The sequence below is a fragment of the Sphingobium sp. DN12 genome (genome assembly GCF_051058005.1).
Classification (GTDB): Bacteria; Pseudomonadota; Alphaproteobacteria; order Sphingomonadales; family Sphingomonadaceae; genus Sphingobium; species Sphingobium yanoikuyae.
The window spans coordinates 4,614,702-4,629,500 of the sequence record NZ_CP173717.1 but is presented as its reverse complement, the minus strand read 5'-3'; the positions used below and the strand labels follow the sequence as shown (position 1 = coordinate 4,629,500).

Genomic DNA, 14,799 nt, shown 5'->3' with positions numbered 1-14,799 from the left:
TGTGGCGAAGCGACGGGGCGAGCGCAAGGGCGTCCGCACGCCTGCTCCTGCGGCGCCCTACCCCAGCCCTTCGGCCGCGAAGGGTTCGGCGAGGCTGATGCTGTCGAGCACCTTGGCGGTTTCGTCGCGCACGCGCAGCATCACCCGGTGCAGGCGACATTCGCTTTCGGGCAGGCAGTTGGTGCAGCTTTCATGGGCGAAGCGGCTGGCACAGGGTGTGAGCGCGAGCGACCCGCGGGTCAGGCGCACGATGTCGCCATAGCTGATGTCGACCGGCGCCAAGGCCAGCCAATAGCCGCCGTCGCGCCCCCGCTGGGTCGCCACCAGCCCTTCGCGCGACAATTCGGACAGGATCACCGTCAGGAATTTCGCCGGGATATTCTGGCGCGTCGCAATCTCGTTGAGGGGCACGGGCCCCTGGCGATAGCGGTCGGCAAGATGCTGGAGCGCGCGGATGGCGTAACGGGTCTTCTGGGACAGCATGGTCTGTTCGTTATTCGCCTGCGGCCCGGCTTTGGCAAGTCGAGCCGCAGGGTAGAGAAGGGAAAATCCGCTTTAATTTATGCGATGTTGCCGATCAGGGCTGCGTGCTGCTCAGAGCGTCGCGCGCCTGCCTGGGGAAATCGCTGAAAATGCCGTCGACGCCGGTCGCGGCGATCGCCTGGACATAACCGGCAAAGTCGCCCCGCCCCTGCGGATCGTCCGGCCGCTTATACTGGTCGGGCAGGAAGCTGTTTTCCATCCGCAGCGTCCAGATATGGACCTGAAGCCCGGCATCATGGGCACGGCCGACCAAAGCCGTCGCCCCTTCGGGCGCCAGTACCATGGCGGCCGACGGACCAAGGCCCGTGGCATAACCGGCAATCGCCTCCAGCCCGGAAACGCTCATCATGTCGGCATAGGTCGTGCCGGGTTCGTCAGCGGGGCCGCCTTCGGCATCGACGAGCTGGATCAGGCGCAGGCGGGTTGCTTCATGCAGGGCCTTCAGATTGCCGACCTCGAACGACTGGATGAAGACCGGATCGTCGGCATTAGTGTAGCCATATTTGCCGAGCAGATCGAGCAGCGCCTGCTGGTGCGGCAGGCCGATACCGGCGAAATAGCTGGGATGCTTGGTTTCGGGATAGAGGCCGATGCGACGATGCTGCTCCGCTTCCTTGGCGCGGACCAGCTTCAATATCTCCTCGAAGGTCGGGATGAGATAGAGATCGTTGAAGCGGACATTGGCCGGGCGCAGATCAGGCAGGCGCTCGCGGGCCCGCAAGGTGTGCAGTTCGGCGAGGGTGAAATCCTCGGTGAACCAGCCGGTCATTGCGATGCCGTCGATCGTCTTCGTCGTCTTGCGATCGGCAAATTCGGGATGGTCGGCGACGTCGGTGGTGCCGCCAATCTCATTCTCGTGCCGGGCGACCAGCACGCCGTCCCTGGTCAGGACCAGATCGGGCTCGATATAGTCGGCGCCCTGATCGATCGCCCGTTCATAGCTGGCGAGCGTATGTTCGGGCCGCTCTCCGCTGGCACCGCGATGCGCGATGACCAGCGGGTCGGCGGCCCGGACGGCGGAAAGGGGGAGCAGGCCCATCATCAGCAATGCCCCGATGCCCAGCAGCCCCCGTCCGATCACGCCATCACGCCTTTCAGCGCATTTTCATAGGTCGTCGCCTTGAAACCGACGACCGTGCCCTTGCCGGTGTCGAGGATCGGGCGCTTGATCATCGAGGGGTTGGTGATCATCAGCAGGATCGCCTTGTCCGCGTCGATATGCGCCTTGTCCCCCGCGTCGAGCGCCTTGAAGGTGGTGCCGGAGCGGTTGAGGATGGTTTCCCAACCATGCTCCATCACCCATTCCTCCAGCTTTTCCTTGTCGACGCCGGCGACCTTATAGTCGTGGAAATTATAGGCGACGCGCTCATTATCCAGCCAGTTGCGGGCCTTCTTGATCGTGTCGCAATTCTTGATGCCGTACATGGTAATCATGATGATGTGTCCCTGTTACCCTTTGAAGGCGGTGACTTCGATTTCGATCTTCATCTCCGGCTTGATGAGGCCAGCGACGACGCAGCTGGCGGCCGGGCGGATCTCGCCAAAGATGGGCGCGGTGGCCTTGCCCAGATCGTCCCAATAGGCAGGGTCGGTGATATAATAAGTGACGCGGACGACATCGGCAAAGGAGAAGCCGGCGTCTTCAAGCGCCTTGCCGATCACCTTGAGCGCGTTGACGCCCTGTTCGACCACGCTTTCGGGCATGATCTTGGTTTCGGGATCGGTGCCGGTGGTGCCGGCGACGAAGCACCAGTCGCCCTGGACGACGGCGCGCGAATAGCCGACCTGCGCCTCGAAGGGCGAGCCGGAGGAAATGAGCTGGCGGGACATGGAGGGATTCCTGTTGCGATGCGAAAAGGATCGGGGCGAAAAGGATCGCATCGGCCTTTGCCGCCTTGGTTCCGCGCTGTCCAGTGCGTTTCCGGGCGCGCTTGCGCGGAACGGGAAAATGGGGTGATCGTTGGAGGGGGACATGCCCCTGCAAGGAGACGCGCCATGACGATGCCCGACAATCGCCCCTTCCCCGACGAGAGTGAGGAGAATAGCGAACAGGCCGACGCCGGCACCCAGGCAAACGACGTCGCCGACGATGCGCTGGGCCGGACCAGCGACCTGAGCGAAGAGAGCGAGCATGGCGGGCGGCCCAACCCGGCGCAGATCATTCCCGACGATGTCCCCGACCTGGTCGACAAGATGAACGAGATGGACCGGTCCGGCTGGATCGACGAGGGCGCGTTCGATGGCGAGCCGCGCATGGACGACGAGGATGATGGCGAGGAGGACGAAATCCTCAACGAGGATGACGACTAGCCGCTAGGCGGGGTGCGCCTGTGCCGGCGCAAGGCCGAAATTGATCATGCCCCGCGCCATATGGCCGAGCGCTTCCGCCATGGCGTCGGCAATGTCGGGGTCGAGATCCTCCTGCAGGGCGATCGCGCAGGCCGCCGCGGTCGCCCATTGATCGGCCAGTTGCGGCGTGATCGGGAAGGCGCGGTGCAGCGACATGATGCAGGTGCCGCGCTGAAACCAGTCGCGTGGGCCGCCCAGCCAGCCGCACAGGAAGCGGGTGAGGCCGTGGCGCACCACGGAGAGGTCGGCGGCATGAATGGCGCGCAGCTCGACATAGGCCGGGTCGCTTTCCAGCAGGTCATAGAAACGATCTGCAATGGCGCGGACGACCGGTTCGCCGCCGATGCGGACATAGGGGCTGGGCGGCGCGGCGGCGTTCATGCGGCAATCTCCATGGGCTGAGGCCGACGCACCCTGCGCATCCCCTGCGCTTCCCGCATTGATCCCGATCAAACGCCGGTTCACCCCGAAATGGCGACAAGCCGGATCAGATTTAACCCTCTGTTTTTCCTGAACCTGCTAGGGGCGCGCCATGTCCAGACGCCCCGACCGATTCACCCCCGACCGCATCGACACACTCTGGCGCCGGGAGGCGGCGCGGCGCGGCGGCTTCAGCGGCAAGACGCTGGGATTGGTGCTGGCGCTGGGGATGATGATCGGCTGGCAGGCGCCCGACTGGTGGGCGCGGCTGGCGCCCGAGATCGCGATGCCGACGGCGTCGACCGGCACCGCCCCGTCGAGCGCCAGCGCCGACCAGCTGTCGGCCGATTTCGGCTATTGCCATAGCGGCGGCGGGACCAATTGCGTCGTCGATGGCGACACTTTCTGGTTCCGGGGCGAGAAATATCGGATCGCCGACATCGACACGCCCGAAACCCATGGGCCGCGCTGCCCGGAGGAAGGCGCGCTGGGCGCGCGGGCGACCAGCCGGTTGCAGCAACTGATGAATGCCGGCCCCTTCTCGCTGGAGATCGACGGGCGGGCGACCGACAAATATGGCCGGGCGCTGCGGATCGTGACGCGCGACGGCCAATCGATCGGCCAGCAACTGGTGGCCGAAGGGCTGGCCCGGACCTGGGACGGACGCCGCCACCCCTGGTGCTGAAAAAAGGGGGCGCCTTCGCCCCCCCTTCCCGATCAGCGACAGCTGAGGCTGCCGCGGTCGATCTCGCGGCCGAGCAGCGCGCCGGCGCCGCCGCCGATCAATATGCCCGCCGTGTTGGAATAGCCGCGATCAAGCTGGCCGCCGATCAGCGCGCCGATCGCGCCGCCGATGATGAGGCCGGTGGTGCCGTCCGAACGGCGGCAATAATAGCGGTCGTCATAGCCGCGATAGATGCGCATGCTGCGGTCGACCCGGATCGGCGCATAGCCGCCGCGATAATAGCGGTCGGGGCGATAACGGCCGCCATAGCGCGGATCGGGCCGGTTCCAGTCATAGGCATAGACCGGCGGTCCGGGCCGGCGATAGTTGCCACGGGGCGGCGGCGGGCGATGGTTGCCGGGACGGCCATATTGGGGCGGACGACCATTGCCGGGCCGGCCCGGCTGGGGCGGGCGGCCTGCCCCCGGCCGGCCCGGCTGGGGCGGACGCTGGGCATGATTGCCGCCATGACTGGGGGGACGTTGTGCGCCCGGACCGCCTGGGCCGCCATGGCCCGATGACGGCCCGCCGGGTCGGCCATGACCCTGGCCGTGCTGAGCGGCGGCGGGCATGGCGGTCAACGCCATGGCGCCCAGTGAAAGCGCGGCAATCATGCTTCTGGCAAAGCGATGCATGGTCCAGTCCCTTTTCGATTCCTGTTGACCGAGGCAAGCTAGAACGTGGCAGCTGAACAAATGTTGCACGAACGGAACAAAGACGAAGATGGTGGCCGATATTGTAGGAAATGCTGCGCTTAACTTCGCATATTTCCCACACATTCTGACATTTAATTTCCAACCCTTGTCATTTTGGAACAAGTGAGCGTCAGAGACAGGCCCGGCGCCGGACGGCAATATAGGCCGGCGGGAAGAAATAGGACAGCGCGCCCGCGACGCCCGCCCTGCGCCTTTCAGAGCGTGTTGGCGATGATGGCGCGCTGGCTGTTGTCGAGACCGTCCAGCGCCGCAGTCGCGGCCTGATCGGCGCCGGCCCGATCGCCGCCATCGCTGCCCACGAACTGGATCGCGCTCAGCAGCACCAATATCGCCCAGAGCAGCGCCATCCAGCGGCTGGTGAAGAGGGAGCGGAGTCGGACGCCGAACATGACGACCGGTCTGGCATGGCGGCGGTTAAGGAAGCGTCACGCCCGCCGCGCCGATCAGCCCGGCGCCGGCGGGAAGGCCGGGGCGCGGGACGGCAAGCCGGATGGCGGGCTGGTCAGCAGCAGCCGGTCGAGCTGCGCATAGCCCAGGCAGCGATGGCAATAGGCAAAGTCGAAGGCCGTGTTGAGAATCCAGGCCTGGGTCGCGACATCCCATGCCGCCCAGGCTTCGCGCGTGACCTGATCGCTGCCGCAGACATTGCAGACGAACACGTAAAATGGCGGAGATGGGGGATCGACGGGGCTGGTCATGACCGGACCATAGCCCAGGGCATCGCCATTCCGGCGCGAGACTGGTCCGTTATGGACGCGATGCGGGGGGCTGCAGCGGCGCACAAAAAAGGGGAGGCGCTCCCCGCGCCTCCCCTCCCCTCGAACAGGTCGAAAGCCCTTTGCAAGCTGCCGTGATGCTGACGCATCAGCAGCTTGCAACGCTCCAGCGCCGCGCGGGCTTGATCAAAGCGCGACGCGCATGGCGCGTCGCGCTTTGATCTTATTCCGCCGCGATGCCGGCGGCCTTGAACATGTCCGGATCGCTTTCGTCGACATTGGCCGCTTCGGCGCCCTTGAGCTTCTTGCGGCGGTCGAACGCGTCCCAGACGTCGTTCCACTGGCCACGGGTCGCGCCCTTCGAATATTCGGTTGCGCGGGTTTCGAAGAAATTGGCATGCTCCACGCCGTTGAGCAGCGGGGTCAGCCAGGGCAGCGGATGCTCGTCGATCATGTAGATCGGCTTCAGCCCCAGCTGGCCCAGGCGCCAGTCGGCGATGTAGCGGACATATTTCTTGATGTCCTTGGGCGTCATGCCGGGGACCGGGCCCATTTCGAAAACCAGGTCGACGAACGCGTCCTCAATGCGGACGGTCTTCTGGCACATGTCCATGATGTCGTCCTTGACCGATGCGGTCAGGCAGTCGCGTTCCTTCACGAAGCTGTGGAACAGCTTGATAATGCCTTCGCAATGCAGGGTTTCGTCGCGGACCGACCAGGTGACGATCTGGCCCATGCCCTTCATCTTGTTGAAGCGCGGGAAGTTCATCAGCATCGCGAAGGAGGCGAAGAGCTGGAGGCCTTCGGTGAAGCCGCCGAACATCGCCAGCGTCTTGGCGATATCCTCGTCCGTGTCGACCCCGAACTGGGCGAGATAATCATGCTTGTCCTTCATCTCCTTATATTGGAGGAAGGCCGAATATTCGCTTTCGGGCATGCCGATCGTGTCGAGCAGGTGCGAGTAGGCGGCGATATGGACCGTTTCCATGTTGCTGAACGCGGTCAGCATCATCTTGATCTCGGTCGGCTTGAACACGCGGCCGTACTTCTCGTGGTAGCAATCCTGCACTTCCACGTCGGCCTGGGTGAAGAAGCGGAAAATCTGGGTCAGCAGGTTGCGCTCATGATCGCTGAGCTTCTGCGCCCAGTCACGGCAATCCTCGCCCAGAGGCACTTCCTCGGGCAGCCAGTGGAGCTGCTGCTGGCGCTTCCAAAATTCATAGGCCCAGGGATATTCGAAGGGCTTGTAGACCTTGGAGGCTTGAAGAAGGGGCATATGGGTTACTCCGCGAAATCTTTTCTTCCCCTCTCCCATCGGGAGAGGGAGGGGCCCGCGCCGTCAGGCGTGGGAGGGTGAGGGCGAGAGACGCGCCGCGATGACCGCTACGACGCCTTCGGTATTTTCCATGACTTCATGGTTCCAGAAACGCAGGATCTGATAGCCCTGGGTCTCGAAATAACGGGTTCGGACAGCATCTTGCTCAGCGCTCTCCGCATGACTTGCGCCATCGACCTCGACGACCAGCTTGCCAGAAAAACAGAGGAAATCCGCGACATAGGCACCATGGGGCACCTGGCGGCGGAATTTCACGGTCGGAAGCTGTTCACGCAAGGCACGCCAGAGACGTTTTTCAGCCTCCGTGGCGTTACGGCGGAGAGCGCGGGCCTGATCCACGGCCCCTGAAGGCAGATCGCGGTAATTGCGCATCGCCCTCACCCTTCCGCCGCTGCGCGGCTCCCTCCCTCTCCCACAGGGAGAGGGAATCTGATCACTGGCAGGCGAGGCACTCGTCATAGTCGGTGGTCTCGCCGATCTCGAACTTGGGGGCGTCGATCGTGTTGTCCGCTTCCACGCCACCGGCAAAGCCGGCGCGCTGCACCGACTTGGAGCGCAGATAATAGAGCGACTTGATGCCCAGTTCCCAGGCGCGGAAGTGGAGCATCAGCAGATCCCACTTCTCGACATCGGCCGGGATGAACAGGTTCAGCGACTGGGCCTGGTCGATATAGGGGGTACGATCGGCCGCCAGTTCGAGCAGCCAGCGCTGGTCGATCTCGAAGCTGGTCTTGTACACATCCTTTTCTTCCTGGGTCAGGAAGTCGAGATGCTGGACCGAGCCGCCGCGTTCCAGGATCGAGTTCCACACGGCGCTCGAATCCTTGGCCTTTTCGACCAGCAGCTTTTCCAGATAGGGGTTCTTCACCGCAAAGCTGCCCGAGAGCGTCTTGTGGGTGTAGATGTTCGCCGGGATCGGTTCGATACAGGCCGAGGTGCCACCGCAGATGATCGAGATCGACGCGGTCGGCGCGATCGCCATCTTGCAGGAAAAGCGCTCCATCACGCCCTGGTCGGCGGCGTCGGGGCACGGCCCGCGCTCCTGCGCCAGCATCATCGACGCCTCGTTCACCTTGGCGTTGATATGCTTGAAGATGCGCAGGTTCCACGACTTGGCCATGGCGCCTTCGAACGGGATGCCGCGTGCCTGCAGGAAGCTGTGGAAGCCCATGACGCCCAGGCCGACCGAGCGTTCGCGGCTGGCGCTATATTTGGCGCGGGCCATTTCCGGCGGGGCGCGGTCGATATAGTCCTGCAGCACATTGTCGAGGAAGCGCATGATGTCTTCCGCGAAGGTCGGATGATCCTTCCACTGATCCCAGGTTTCCAGGTTCATCGAGGAGAGGCAGCAGACCGCCGTGCGATCCTGGCCGAGATGGTCGCGACCCGTCGGCAGGGTGATTTCCGAGCAGAGGTTCGACGTCGAGACCTTGAGCCCCAGGTCGCGGTGATGCTTGGGCATCATCCGGTTCACCGTGTCGGAGAAGACGATATAGGGCTCACCGGTGGCGAGGCGGACCTCGACCAGCTTCTGGAACAGGGCGCGGGCGTTGACGGTGCCGCGCACCGACTGGTCCTTGGGGCTGCGCAGGTTGAAATCACTGCCGTCGCGCACCGCTTCCATGAACTCGTCGGTCAGCAGCACGCCATGGTGCAGGTTGAGCGCCTTGCGGTTGAAGTCGCCGCTCGTCTTGCGGATTTCCAGGAACTCCTCGATCTCCGGGTGGGAGACGTCGAGATAGCAGGCGGCCGAGCCGCGACGCAGCGAGCCCTGGCTGATCGCCAAGGTCAGCGAATCCATCACGCGGACGAAGGGGATGATGCCGCTGGTCTTGCCGTTGAGGCCGACCGGCTCACCGATGCCGCGCACGCTGCCCCAATAGGTGCCGATGCCGCCGCCGCGCGAGGCGAGCCAGACATTCTCGTTCCAGGTATTGACGATGCCTTCCAGGCTGTCGTCGACCGAGTTCAGATAGCAGCTGATCGGCAGGCCGCGGCCGGTGCCGCCGTTCGACAGCACGGGCGTCGCCGGCATGAACCAGAGCTTGGAAATATAGTCATAGACGCGCTGCGCATGGTCGGCATCGTCCGAATAGGCGGCGGCGACGCGGGCGAACAGATCCTGATAGCTCTCGCCGGGCAGCAGATAGCGATCGTTCAGCGTGTCCTTGCCGAATTCGGTCAGCAGCGCATCGCGCGACGAATCCGTCACGACATGAAAGCGACGCTCATGAATCTTGGACGACGCGGACTCGGTCGCCTTGCCCTTGGCAGCCTTGGGCTCGGCCTTGTCCACCAGATCCTCGATACGCTCGTCCATTACCGTCGCCACGTCGCCGTTTCCACCTTGTTCACTATCTCGAAAGTCCATGCGAGCCCCCGATTGTTCCTGTTCCGTTCGATTCGGTCCAGCAATGCCGGGGCGCACCCAGGCATCATAGCATGAACCCGATCGGGCCGGGACAGAAATGGGGTCAACCGATCCGATCGCAAGGACAAAAGCCCCATATCGCCGGAAGCAGGTCCGACAATGCAATCACAATCTATTGGGTGACCCCCTTGGTCCCGATACCACAGATAGTGCCACAGCCCCGCCGACACGCAAGAGGGTAAATGACAGTTCGGGGACTCGGTTCATCGACGCTGGGATTCGTTTCGTCGCTGACACGCCACCCCATAGCGCAACGACGCGCGGACTTCCAAGGGCCTTGGAAAAGACAAGGGGGGCCCATGAAATTAAAAAATAAATTTGCCTTGCCACGCAAATGCGCGCGTCGCGCGATTGGCGACAAAATCATGACATGGGGGCAGAGGCGCGGACGCGACCACAATCTGTTGAATCGCTGCCTTTATCGCCCCCCTGCATATCACCGCACGATACGCTATGATGATGGGAAGGCAGGCGAATCCATCCGCAGCGATCGGGAGGCAGGCATGATCCTCTATTACCATCCCCTCTCCTCCTATTGCTGGAAGGTGCTGATCGCCTTCCATGAAAATGGCACGCCCTTCACCCCGCGCATCCTGGAGGATGAAGCGGCCCTGGCCGAATGGCAGGCGCTCTGGCCGCTCGGCAAATTCCCCGTGCTGCACGACCCGGTGCGCGGCGCGACGATCGCGGAGGCGAGCATCATCGTCGAATATCTGGGCCGGCACGAACCCGGCACCTTCCGCCCGATCCCGGTCGATGGCGATGCGGCGATCGAGGTGCGGCTGATGGACCGGTTGTTCGACAATTATGTGATGGGGCCGATGCAGGCGCTGGTCGCCGACCGACTGCGGCCCGCGGATGCGCGCGATCCCCATGGCGTGACGGCCAATGTGGCGGCGCTGCGCAGCATCTATGCGGTGCTGGAGGATCGGCTGGCGGGGCGGAGCTGGGCGGCGGGCGATCATCTGTCGCTGGCCGACTGCGCGGCGGCGCCCTCGCTTTATTATGCCGATAGGATCGTGCCGCTGCGCGCCGGCCATCCGGTGCTGGGCGCCTATCTGAACCGGCTGGAGGCGCGGCCGAGCTTTGCGCGGGTGCTGCGCGAGATGCAGCCCTGGTGGCAGAATTTTCCCTTTGCCGACGGGCCGCTTGCGTCCTGAACCGCAACCCTCTTCTGGACTCATCGTCTCAAAGGCCTATAGCCCCGCCTTGCAGGGACCTGCCGTGCAGAGGCGGGCCGCAAGAATAGGGACCAGGGTAGATGACCGTCATCAAGACCGCCGACCTCATCGAGAGCGTCGCCGACGCACTCCAGTTCATTTCCTACTATCACCCGATGGATTATATCCGGGCACTGGGTAAGGCCTATGAGGCCGAAGCCAATCCGGCGGCGAAGGACGCCATCGCCCAGATCCTGACCAACAGCCGCATGTGCGCCGAAGGCCACCGCCCGATCTGCCAGGACACCGGCATCGTCAATGTCTTCGTAAAGTGGGGCATGGAGTGCCGGCTGGACGATAACAGCCGGTCGATGCAGGAGGTGATCGACGAGGGCGTGCGCCGCGCATATCTGAACCCCGAGAACCGCCTGCGCGCGTCGATCCTGAAGGATCCCGCTTTCAGCCGCCAGAACACCAAGGACAACACGCCCTGCGTGCTGAATGTCGAGATGGTGCCGGGTAACAAGGTGATCATCGACGTCGCGGCCAAGGGCGGCGGCAGCGAAAACAAGACCAAGTTCAAGATGATGAACCCCAGCGATTCGATCGTCGACTGGGTGCTGGAAATGGTGCCGCAGATGGGCGCCGGCTGGTGCCCGCCCGGCATGCTGGGCATCGGCATCGGCGGCACCGCGGAAAAGGCCGTGGCGCTGGCCAAGGAAAGCCTGATGGACCCGATCGACATGGGCGAACTGAAGGCCCGCGGCCCGCAGAACAAGATCGAGGAACTGCGCATCGAGCTGTTCGACAAGGTCAATGCGCTGGGCATCGGCGCGCAGGGCCTGGGTGGCCTGGCCACCGTGCTCGACATCAAGATCCACGACTATCCCTGCCATGCGGCGGGCAAGCCGGTGGCGATGATCCCGAACTGCGCCGCGACCCGCCATGCGCATTTCACCCTCGACGGTTCCGGCCCGGCCTATCTGGAAGCGCCCAAGCTCAGCGAATGGCCGCAGGTCGACTGGAAGCCGAGCAAGGAAGCGATCCGCGTCGATCTCGACAATCTGACGCCGGAACAGGTGCAGGGCTGGAAGCATGGCGACCGTCTGCTGCTGAACGGCAAGATGCTGACCGGCCGCGACGCCGCGCACAAGCGGATCGCCGACATGCTGGAGAAGGGCGAGACCCTGCCGGTCGATTTCAAGGGCCGGGTCATCTATTATGTCGGCCCGGTCGATCCGGTGCGCGACGAAGTGGTCGGCCCCGCTGGCCCGACCACCGCGACGCGCATGGACAAGTTCATGGACATGATGCTGGAACAGGGGCTGGCCGCCTGCGTCGGCAAGGCCGAGCGCGGCCCGGCCGCCACCGACAGCATCGCCAAGCACAAGAGCGCCTATCTGATGGCGGTCGGCGGCGCAGCCTATCTGGTCGCCCGCGCGATCAAGGAAGCCAAGGTCGTGGGCTTCGAGGATCTGGGCATGGAAGCGATCTACGAGTTCACGGTGGAGGACATGCCCGTCACCGTCGCCGTCGATAGCGAAGGCCAGAATGTCCACCGCCTCGCCCCGCTGGTGTGGCAGGAGAAAATCAAGAAGGAGAAGCTGCTCGAAGGGGCGTAAGGCCGCCCGTCAGCAACTATCTAATTGATACGGATCAAGGCGGCGCGCGAGACGGGAACCCCGTTTCGCGCGCCGCATTATGTCCGGCACCCAAAGCCGGAGTTCATCCATGTCCTTCACGCAGCTCGAACCGCCCTTGCCCGTCATGATCGAAGGCAAGGGCAAAGGCTATGCCTTCGCCGTCATCGATTATGGGCAGGAGCATAATCTGATCTGGGTGACGGGTCTGAGCGACAGCGGAGAAATCTGGTGTGCGCCCAACCCGCTGGTCCGACTGCAGAGCAACTGGACAATGGGGCGCGAGCCGCATCATGAGCCCGACTGGAAGAATGTCACGCTGGCGCCGATCAAGCCGAGCTGACGAAAAAGGCGCGCCATTCCATCGGATGACGCGCCTTTTTCTTTGGCCCCACCCCATGCACAGCATGGGGAGGAATAACCTTAGTCTTACAGCTTGCCGCTCAAGGACACGCCGATGATGCGGGGTTCGTTGAACACCGGCGCCATATAGTTCTCGATCACGCCCTTCATATTCTTCTCGCCCGTGATGTTGCGGGCGAAGGCGGCGATCTCGTACTTGCCGTCCGGCGCGGTGTAGCCGATCTTCAGGCCGCCTTCGAAGTCGCCCTTCGAGTAGAACTCCTTCGTCTTGTAGAGGACGAAGTTGGTGTAGCCTTGGATGTTCCAGTCGGTCGCCGCGAAGATCTTGCCCCCATTGCCCAGCGGCACGTCATAACGGGCCGCGATGTTGGCGGTGTATTTCGGCGCGTTGGGAAGCGGGTTGCCGTCGATCTGGGCGAAGACGCCGCGGGCGTTGGTGACGGTCGGGTCTTCCACGGTGCAGACGACCACGCCGTTCAGCGTGCAGACCTGCGCATAGACATTCTTGTCGTTGATCTCGCTGTGCAGCAGGCTGAGGCCGGCCGACACGGTGAAATTGTCGAACGGACGCGCTTCCAGATCGGCTTCCAGACCATAGGCCTTGGCGGCGTCGGCGTTGAACAACACGCCATTGCCGTTCACGTCATTGCCGTTGAGCTGGATGTCCTTCACCTTCCAGGCGAAGCCCGACAGGTTGAAGCGCAGGCGGTTGCCCAGCAGGTTGGTCTTGATGCCGCCTTCGTACGACATGATCGTTTCCGAATCCGCCGTGGTGAAGTCGCTGTTGAACACCGCCGAGCGGCCCTGGATGGTCGGGCCACGGAAGCCGCGCGCGACGCGGGCATAGAGGCTGACCTCGGGGCTGACTTCATACAGCGCGCTGACGTCCCAGCTCGGTTCCTTGCCGGTCAGCTTCACATAGCGACGGCCGGCATAGGTCGAGACGCCCGCCGCATTGGCGGTGGCGCGGACCAGACGGGTTTCCTTCGTGTCCTTGGTGTAGCGGCCGCCGGCGGTGATGGTCAGGCCCGGTACCACTTCGTAGCTCGCCTGACCGAACAGGCCCCAGCTTTCATTCTTGTTGCGCAGACGCACCCAGTTGTTGGGATTGTTGGCGGTGCCGGTCAGGAAATAGGCGCGCTGGTAGAAATCGGTGGTGTCGCGGCTGTCGAAATACATGCCGCCAACCTGCCACTTGAAGGCGCTGTCGCCATTGCTGGCGAGGCGGACTTCCTGGGTCAGCTGGTCGAGATCGCGGACATTGCCCTGGCTCTGGCCGAAGCCGTTGGCAACGCCGTTCACCGGATAGTCCGCGCCCGCGCCGCCATCGGTGTCGCCACGGCTGTAGCCCGAGGTGGTTTCATAGGCGGTGATCGAGGTCAGGGTAACGGGGCCCATGTCGATCGCGATATTTTCCGACGCGCCATAGGTCTTGTAGGCCTGCGGGTTGTTCATCGCCTCGTCGAGCGCGATCTTCGAGCGGGGTTCGCCCGACACGCTGTTGCTGCCCTTGGTGAGGCCGGCGCGGTGGAAGATGGTCGAGGTGCCATCATAGTCGCGGGCATGGACGCTGGTCAGCATCGAGACATTTTCGGTCGGCGTCATCAGCAGCTGAAGGCGCACGTCCTTCTCATTATAGCCGCCCATCGCGTCCTTCTTGGGGCTGACGGTGCCGTCGGCGCTGGGGCCGGTGTAGGTGTTGTCGACCCAGTCGTCGCGATGCTGGTAGAGGGCCGAGACGCGGAAGGCGAGCTTGTCCGCGACGATCGGGCCACCGATGCCGCCGTCGAAGGTGACGGTGTTATAGCTGCCATAGCTGGCCTGGGCGCGACCTTCCCAATCCATCGAGGGACGGATGGTGTCGAACTTGATGATGCCGGCCGTGGTGTTGCGGCCGAACAGCGAACCCTGCGGGCCGCGCAGCACTTCCACCTGGTTGACGTCGAACACCGGGTTCGACTTCAGCACGACATGTTCCAGCACGACATCGTCCTGGATGATCGACACCGGCTGCGACGCGCCGAGATAGAAGTCGATATTGCCAAGGCCGCGGATGTAGAAGCGCGGGAAGATGCGGCCGGTGGTGGTTTCGGCGTAAAGGCCGGGCACGCGGGCGGCGAGTTCGAGAATGTCGCCGCCGCCGGCGGTCAGGTTGCGCAGCGCATCGCCCTGCACGACGCCGACCGAGACGGGCACCTTCTGCAGATTTTCCGAGCGGCGCTCGGCGGTCACGACGATCTCGTCGAGCTGGCCGGCGTCAGCGCCCGCTTCCTGTGCATGGGCGGCGCCACCAAGGGCGAGCGCACCGAAGGCCGAGGTCAGCAGCAGCGCCGACCGTGCGAAAGTGAATTTCGACAAGGTTATTCCCCGATAATATTGCTTTTGCGTCCGGGAAAGCGGC

Annotated in this window: 17 protein-coding genes; 5 read left to right on the top strand and 12 right to left on the bottom strand. The window is 63.7% G+C overall.

Annotated elements, in window-relative coordinates; translation table 11 throughout:
* Nucleotides 1-57: 57 nt before the first annotated feature.
* The 4 genes from ACI6S0_RS22040 to ACI6S0_RS22025 all read right to left on the bottom strand — a co-directional run bounded on the left by ACI6S0_RS22040 (nt 58) and on the right by ACI6S0_RS22025 (nt 2,373).
* Nucleotides 58-483: an RrF2 family transcriptional regulator gene (locus tag ACI6S0_RS22040; protein ID WP_004209947.1), complete on the bottom strand. Its 426-nt coding sequence runs from the start codon at nt 481-483 to the stop codon at nt 58-60.
* Nucleotides 484-577: 94 nt separating this feature from the next.
* On the bottom strand, nt 578-1,624 hold the full coding sequence (locus ACI6S0_RS22035) for a glycerophosphodiester phosphodiesterase (RefSeq protein ID WP_434404348.1): 1,047 nt from the start codon (nt 1,622-1,624) through the stop codon (nt 578-580).
* The gene (locus ACI6S0_RS22030) at nt 1,621-1,977 is read right to left on the bottom strand and encodes an ArsC family reductase (RefSeq protein ID WP_004209945.1); all 357 of its coding nucleotides are present in this window, start codon (nt 1,975-1,977) and stop codon (nt 1,621-1,623) included. The genes ACI6S0_RS22035 and ACI6S0_RS22030 overlap by 4 nt, the downstream gene beginning before the upstream one ends.
* Nucleotides 1,978-1,992: 15 nt before the next feature.
* On the bottom strand, nt 1,993-2,373 hold the full coding sequence (locus ACI6S0_RS22025) for a RidA family protein (protein ID WP_434404347.1): 381 nt from the start codon (nt 2,371-2,373) through the stop codon (nt 1,993-1,995).
* 165 nt (nt 2,374-2,538) lie between these two features.
* Here ACI6S0_RS22025 and ACI6S0_RS22020 point away from each other — a divergent pair, with 165 nt between their 5' ends.
* On the top strand, nt 2,539-2,853 hold the full coding sequence (locus ACI6S0_RS22020) for a hypothetical protein (protein ID WP_434404346.1): 315 nt from the start codon (nt 2,539-2,541) through the stop codon (nt 2,851-2,853).
* Between the two features lie 3 nt (nt 2,854-2,856).
* Here ACI6S0_RS22020 and ACI6S0_RS22015 read toward each other — a convergent pair whose 3' ends face one another.
* Nucleotides 2,857-3,273, bottom strand: coding sequence for a globin (locus ACI6S0_RS22015; RefSeq protein WP_434404345.1), 417 nt, complete (start codon nt 3,271-3,273; stop codon nt 2,857-2,859).
* Between the two features lie 151 nt (nt 3,274-3,424).
* On the opposite strand from ACI6S0_RS22015, the gene ACI6S0_RS22010 reads away from it, so the two are divergent.
* Nucleotides 3,425-3,997, top strand: a complete 573-nt coding sequence (locus tag ACI6S0_RS22010; protein ID WP_434404344.1) for a thermonuclease family protein — start codon at nt 3,425-3,427, stop codon at nt 3,995-3,997.
* 32 nt (nt 3,998-4,029) lie between these two features.
* Here the strand turns inward: ACI6S0_RS22010 and ACI6S0_RS22005 are convergent, their stop codons facing one another.
* The 6 genes from ACI6S0_RS22005 to ACI6S0_RS21980 all read right to left on the bottom strand — a co-directional run bounded on the left by ACI6S0_RS22005 (nt 4,030) and on the right by ACI6S0_RS21980 (nt 9,124).
* On the bottom strand, nt 4,030-4,671 hold the full coding sequence (locus ACI6S0_RS22005; protein ID WP_125988071.1) for a glycine zipper 2TM domain-containing protein: 642 nt from the start codon (nt 4,669-4,671) through the stop codon (nt 4,030-4,032).
* A 275-nt stretch (nt 4,672-4,946) separates the two neighbouring features.
* Nucleotides 4,947-5,141: a hypothetical protein gene (locus tag ACI6S0_RS22000; protein WP_136186291.1), complete on the bottom strand. Its 195-nt coding sequence runs from the start codon at nt 5,139-5,141 to the stop codon at nt 4,947-4,949.
* A 54-nt stretch (nt 5,142-5,195) separates the two neighbouring features.
* Nucleotides 5,196-5,450, bottom strand: coding sequence for a hypothetical protein (locus ACI6S0_RS21995; RefSeq protein ID WP_004209932.1), 255 nt, complete (start codon nt 5,448-5,450; stop codon nt 5,196-5,198).
* 241 nt (nt 5,451-5,691) lie between these two features.
* Nucleotides 5,692-6,744, bottom strand: a complete 1,053-nt coding sequence (locus ACI6S0_RS21990; RefSeq protein WP_004209931.1) for a ribonucleotide-diphosphate reductase subunit beta — start codon at nt 6,742-6,744, stop codon at nt 5,692-5,694.
* Nucleotides 6,745-6,807: 63 nt separating this feature from the next.
* Nucleotides 6,808-7,176, bottom strand: a complete 369-nt coding sequence (locus ACI6S0_RS21985; RefSeq protein ID WP_004209930.1) for an endonuclease domain-containing protein — start codon at nt 7,174-7,176, stop codon at nt 6,808-6,810.
* Nucleotides 7,177-7,237: 61 nt separating this feature from the next.
* Nucleotides 7,238-9,124 (bottom strand): ribonucleoside-diphosphate reductase subunit alpha, encoded by a 1,887-nt coding sequence (locus tag ACI6S0_RS21980; RefSeq protein WP_010336832.1) that lies wholly within the window; start codon nt 9,122-9,124, stop codon nt 7,238-7,240.
* A gap of 614 nt (nt 9,125-9,738) precedes the next feature.
* On the opposite strand from ACI6S0_RS21980, the gene ACI6S0_RS21975 reads away from it, so the two are divergent.
* From ACI6S0_RS21975 to ACI6S0_RS21965, 3 genes are all read left to right on the top strand, one after another.
* Nucleotides 9,739-10,395 (top strand): glutathione S-transferase family protein, encoded by a 657-nt coding sequence (locus ACI6S0_RS21975; RefSeq protein ID WP_278983454.1) that lies wholly within the window; start codon nt 9,739-9,741, stop codon nt 10,393-10,395.
* 101 nt (nt 10,396-10,496) lie between these two features.
* Nucleotides 10,497-12,017, top strand: coding sequence for a fumarate hydratase (locus tag ACI6S0_RS21970; protein ID WP_037507307.1), 1,521 nt, complete (start codon nt 10,497-10,499; stop codon nt 12,015-12,017).
* 109 nt (nt 12,018-12,126) lie between these two features.
* The gene (locus tag ACI6S0_RS21965) at nt 12,127-12,378 is read left to right on the top strand and encodes a hypothetical protein (RefSeq protein ID WP_017499126.1); all 252 of its coding nucleotides are present in this window, start codon (nt 12,127-12,129) and stop codon (nt 12,376-12,378) included.
* A gap of 86 nt (nt 12,379-12,464) precedes the next feature.
* Here the strand turns inward: ACI6S0_RS21965 and ACI6S0_RS21960 are convergent, their stop codons facing one another.
* Nucleotides 12,465-14,756 carry a TonB-dependent receptor gene (locus tag ACI6S0_RS21960; protein WP_434404343.1) on the bottom strand — a complete coding sequence of 764 codons (2,292 nt, stop codon included), beginning with the start codon at nt 14,754-14,756 and terminating at the stop codon, nt 12,465-12,467.
* Nucleotides 14,757-14,799 lie beyond the last annotated feature (43 nt).

Excerpts from the sequence above, each read along its gene's own strand:
- ACI6S0_RS22040 (WP_004209947.1), bottom strand. The coding sequence starts at position 483 with ATGCTGTCCCAGAAGACCCGTTACGCCATCCGCGCGCTCCAGCATCTT.
- ACI6S0_RS22030 (WP_004209945.1), bottom strand. The coding sequence starts at position 1,977 with ATGATTACCATGTACGGCATCAAGAATTGCGACACGATCAAGAAGGCC.
- ACI6S0_RS22025 (WP_434404347.1), bottom strand. The coding sequence starts at position 2,373 with ATGTCCCGCCAGCTCATTTCCTCCGGCTCGCCCTTCGAGGCGCAGGTC.
- ACI6S0_RS22020 (WP_434404346.1), top strand. The coding sequence starts at position 2,539 with ATGACGATGCCCGACAATCGCCCCTTCCCCGACGAGAGTGAGGAGAAT.
- ACI6S0_RS22015 (WP_434404345.1), bottom strand. The coding sequence starts at position 3,273 with ATGAACGCCGCCGCGCCGCCCAGCCCCTATGTCCGCATCGGCGGCGAA.
- ACI6S0_RS22010 (WP_434404344.1), top strand. The coding sequence starts at position 3,425 with ATGTCCAGACGCCCCGACCGATTCACCCCCGACCGCATCGACACACTC.
- ACI6S0_RS22005 (WP_125988071.1), bottom strand. The coding sequence starts at position 4,671 with ATGCATCGCTTTGCCAGAAGCATGATTGCCGCGCTTTCACTGGGCGCC.
- ACI6S0_RS22000 (WP_136186291.1), bottom strand. The coding sequence starts at position 5,141 with ATGTTCGGCGTCCGACTCCGCTCCCTCTTCACCAGCCGCTGGATGGCG.
- ACI6S0_RS21995 (WP_004209932.1), bottom strand. The coding sequence starts at position 5,450 with ATGACCAGCCCCGTCGATCCCCCATCTCCGCCATTTTACGTGTTCGTC.
- ACI6S0_RS21990 (WP_004209931.1), bottom strand. The coding sequence starts at position 6,744 with ATGCCCCTTCTTCAAGCCTCCAAGGTCTACAAGCCCTTCGAATATCCC.
- ACI6S0_RS21985 (WP_004209930.1), bottom strand. The coding sequence starts at position 7,176 with ATGCGCAATTACCGCGATCTGCCTTCAGGGGCCGTGGATCAGGCCCGC.
- ACI6S0_RS21980 (WP_010336832.1), bottom strand. The coding sequence starts at position 9,124 with ATGGACGAGCGTATCGAGGATCTGGTGGACAAGGCCGAGCCCAAGGCT.
- ACI6S0_RS21975 (WP_278983454.1), top strand. The coding sequence starts at position 9,739 with ATGATCCTCTATTACCATCCCCTCTCCTCCTATTGCTGGAAGGTGCTG.
- ACI6S0_RS21970 (WP_037507307.1), top strand. The coding sequence starts at position 10,497 with ATGACCGTCATCAAGACCGCCGACCTCATCGAGAGCGTCGCCGACGCA.
- ACI6S0_RS21965 (WP_017499126.1), top strand. The coding sequence starts at position 12,127 with ATGTCCTTCACGCAGCTCGAACCGCCCTTGCCCGTCATGATCGAAGGC.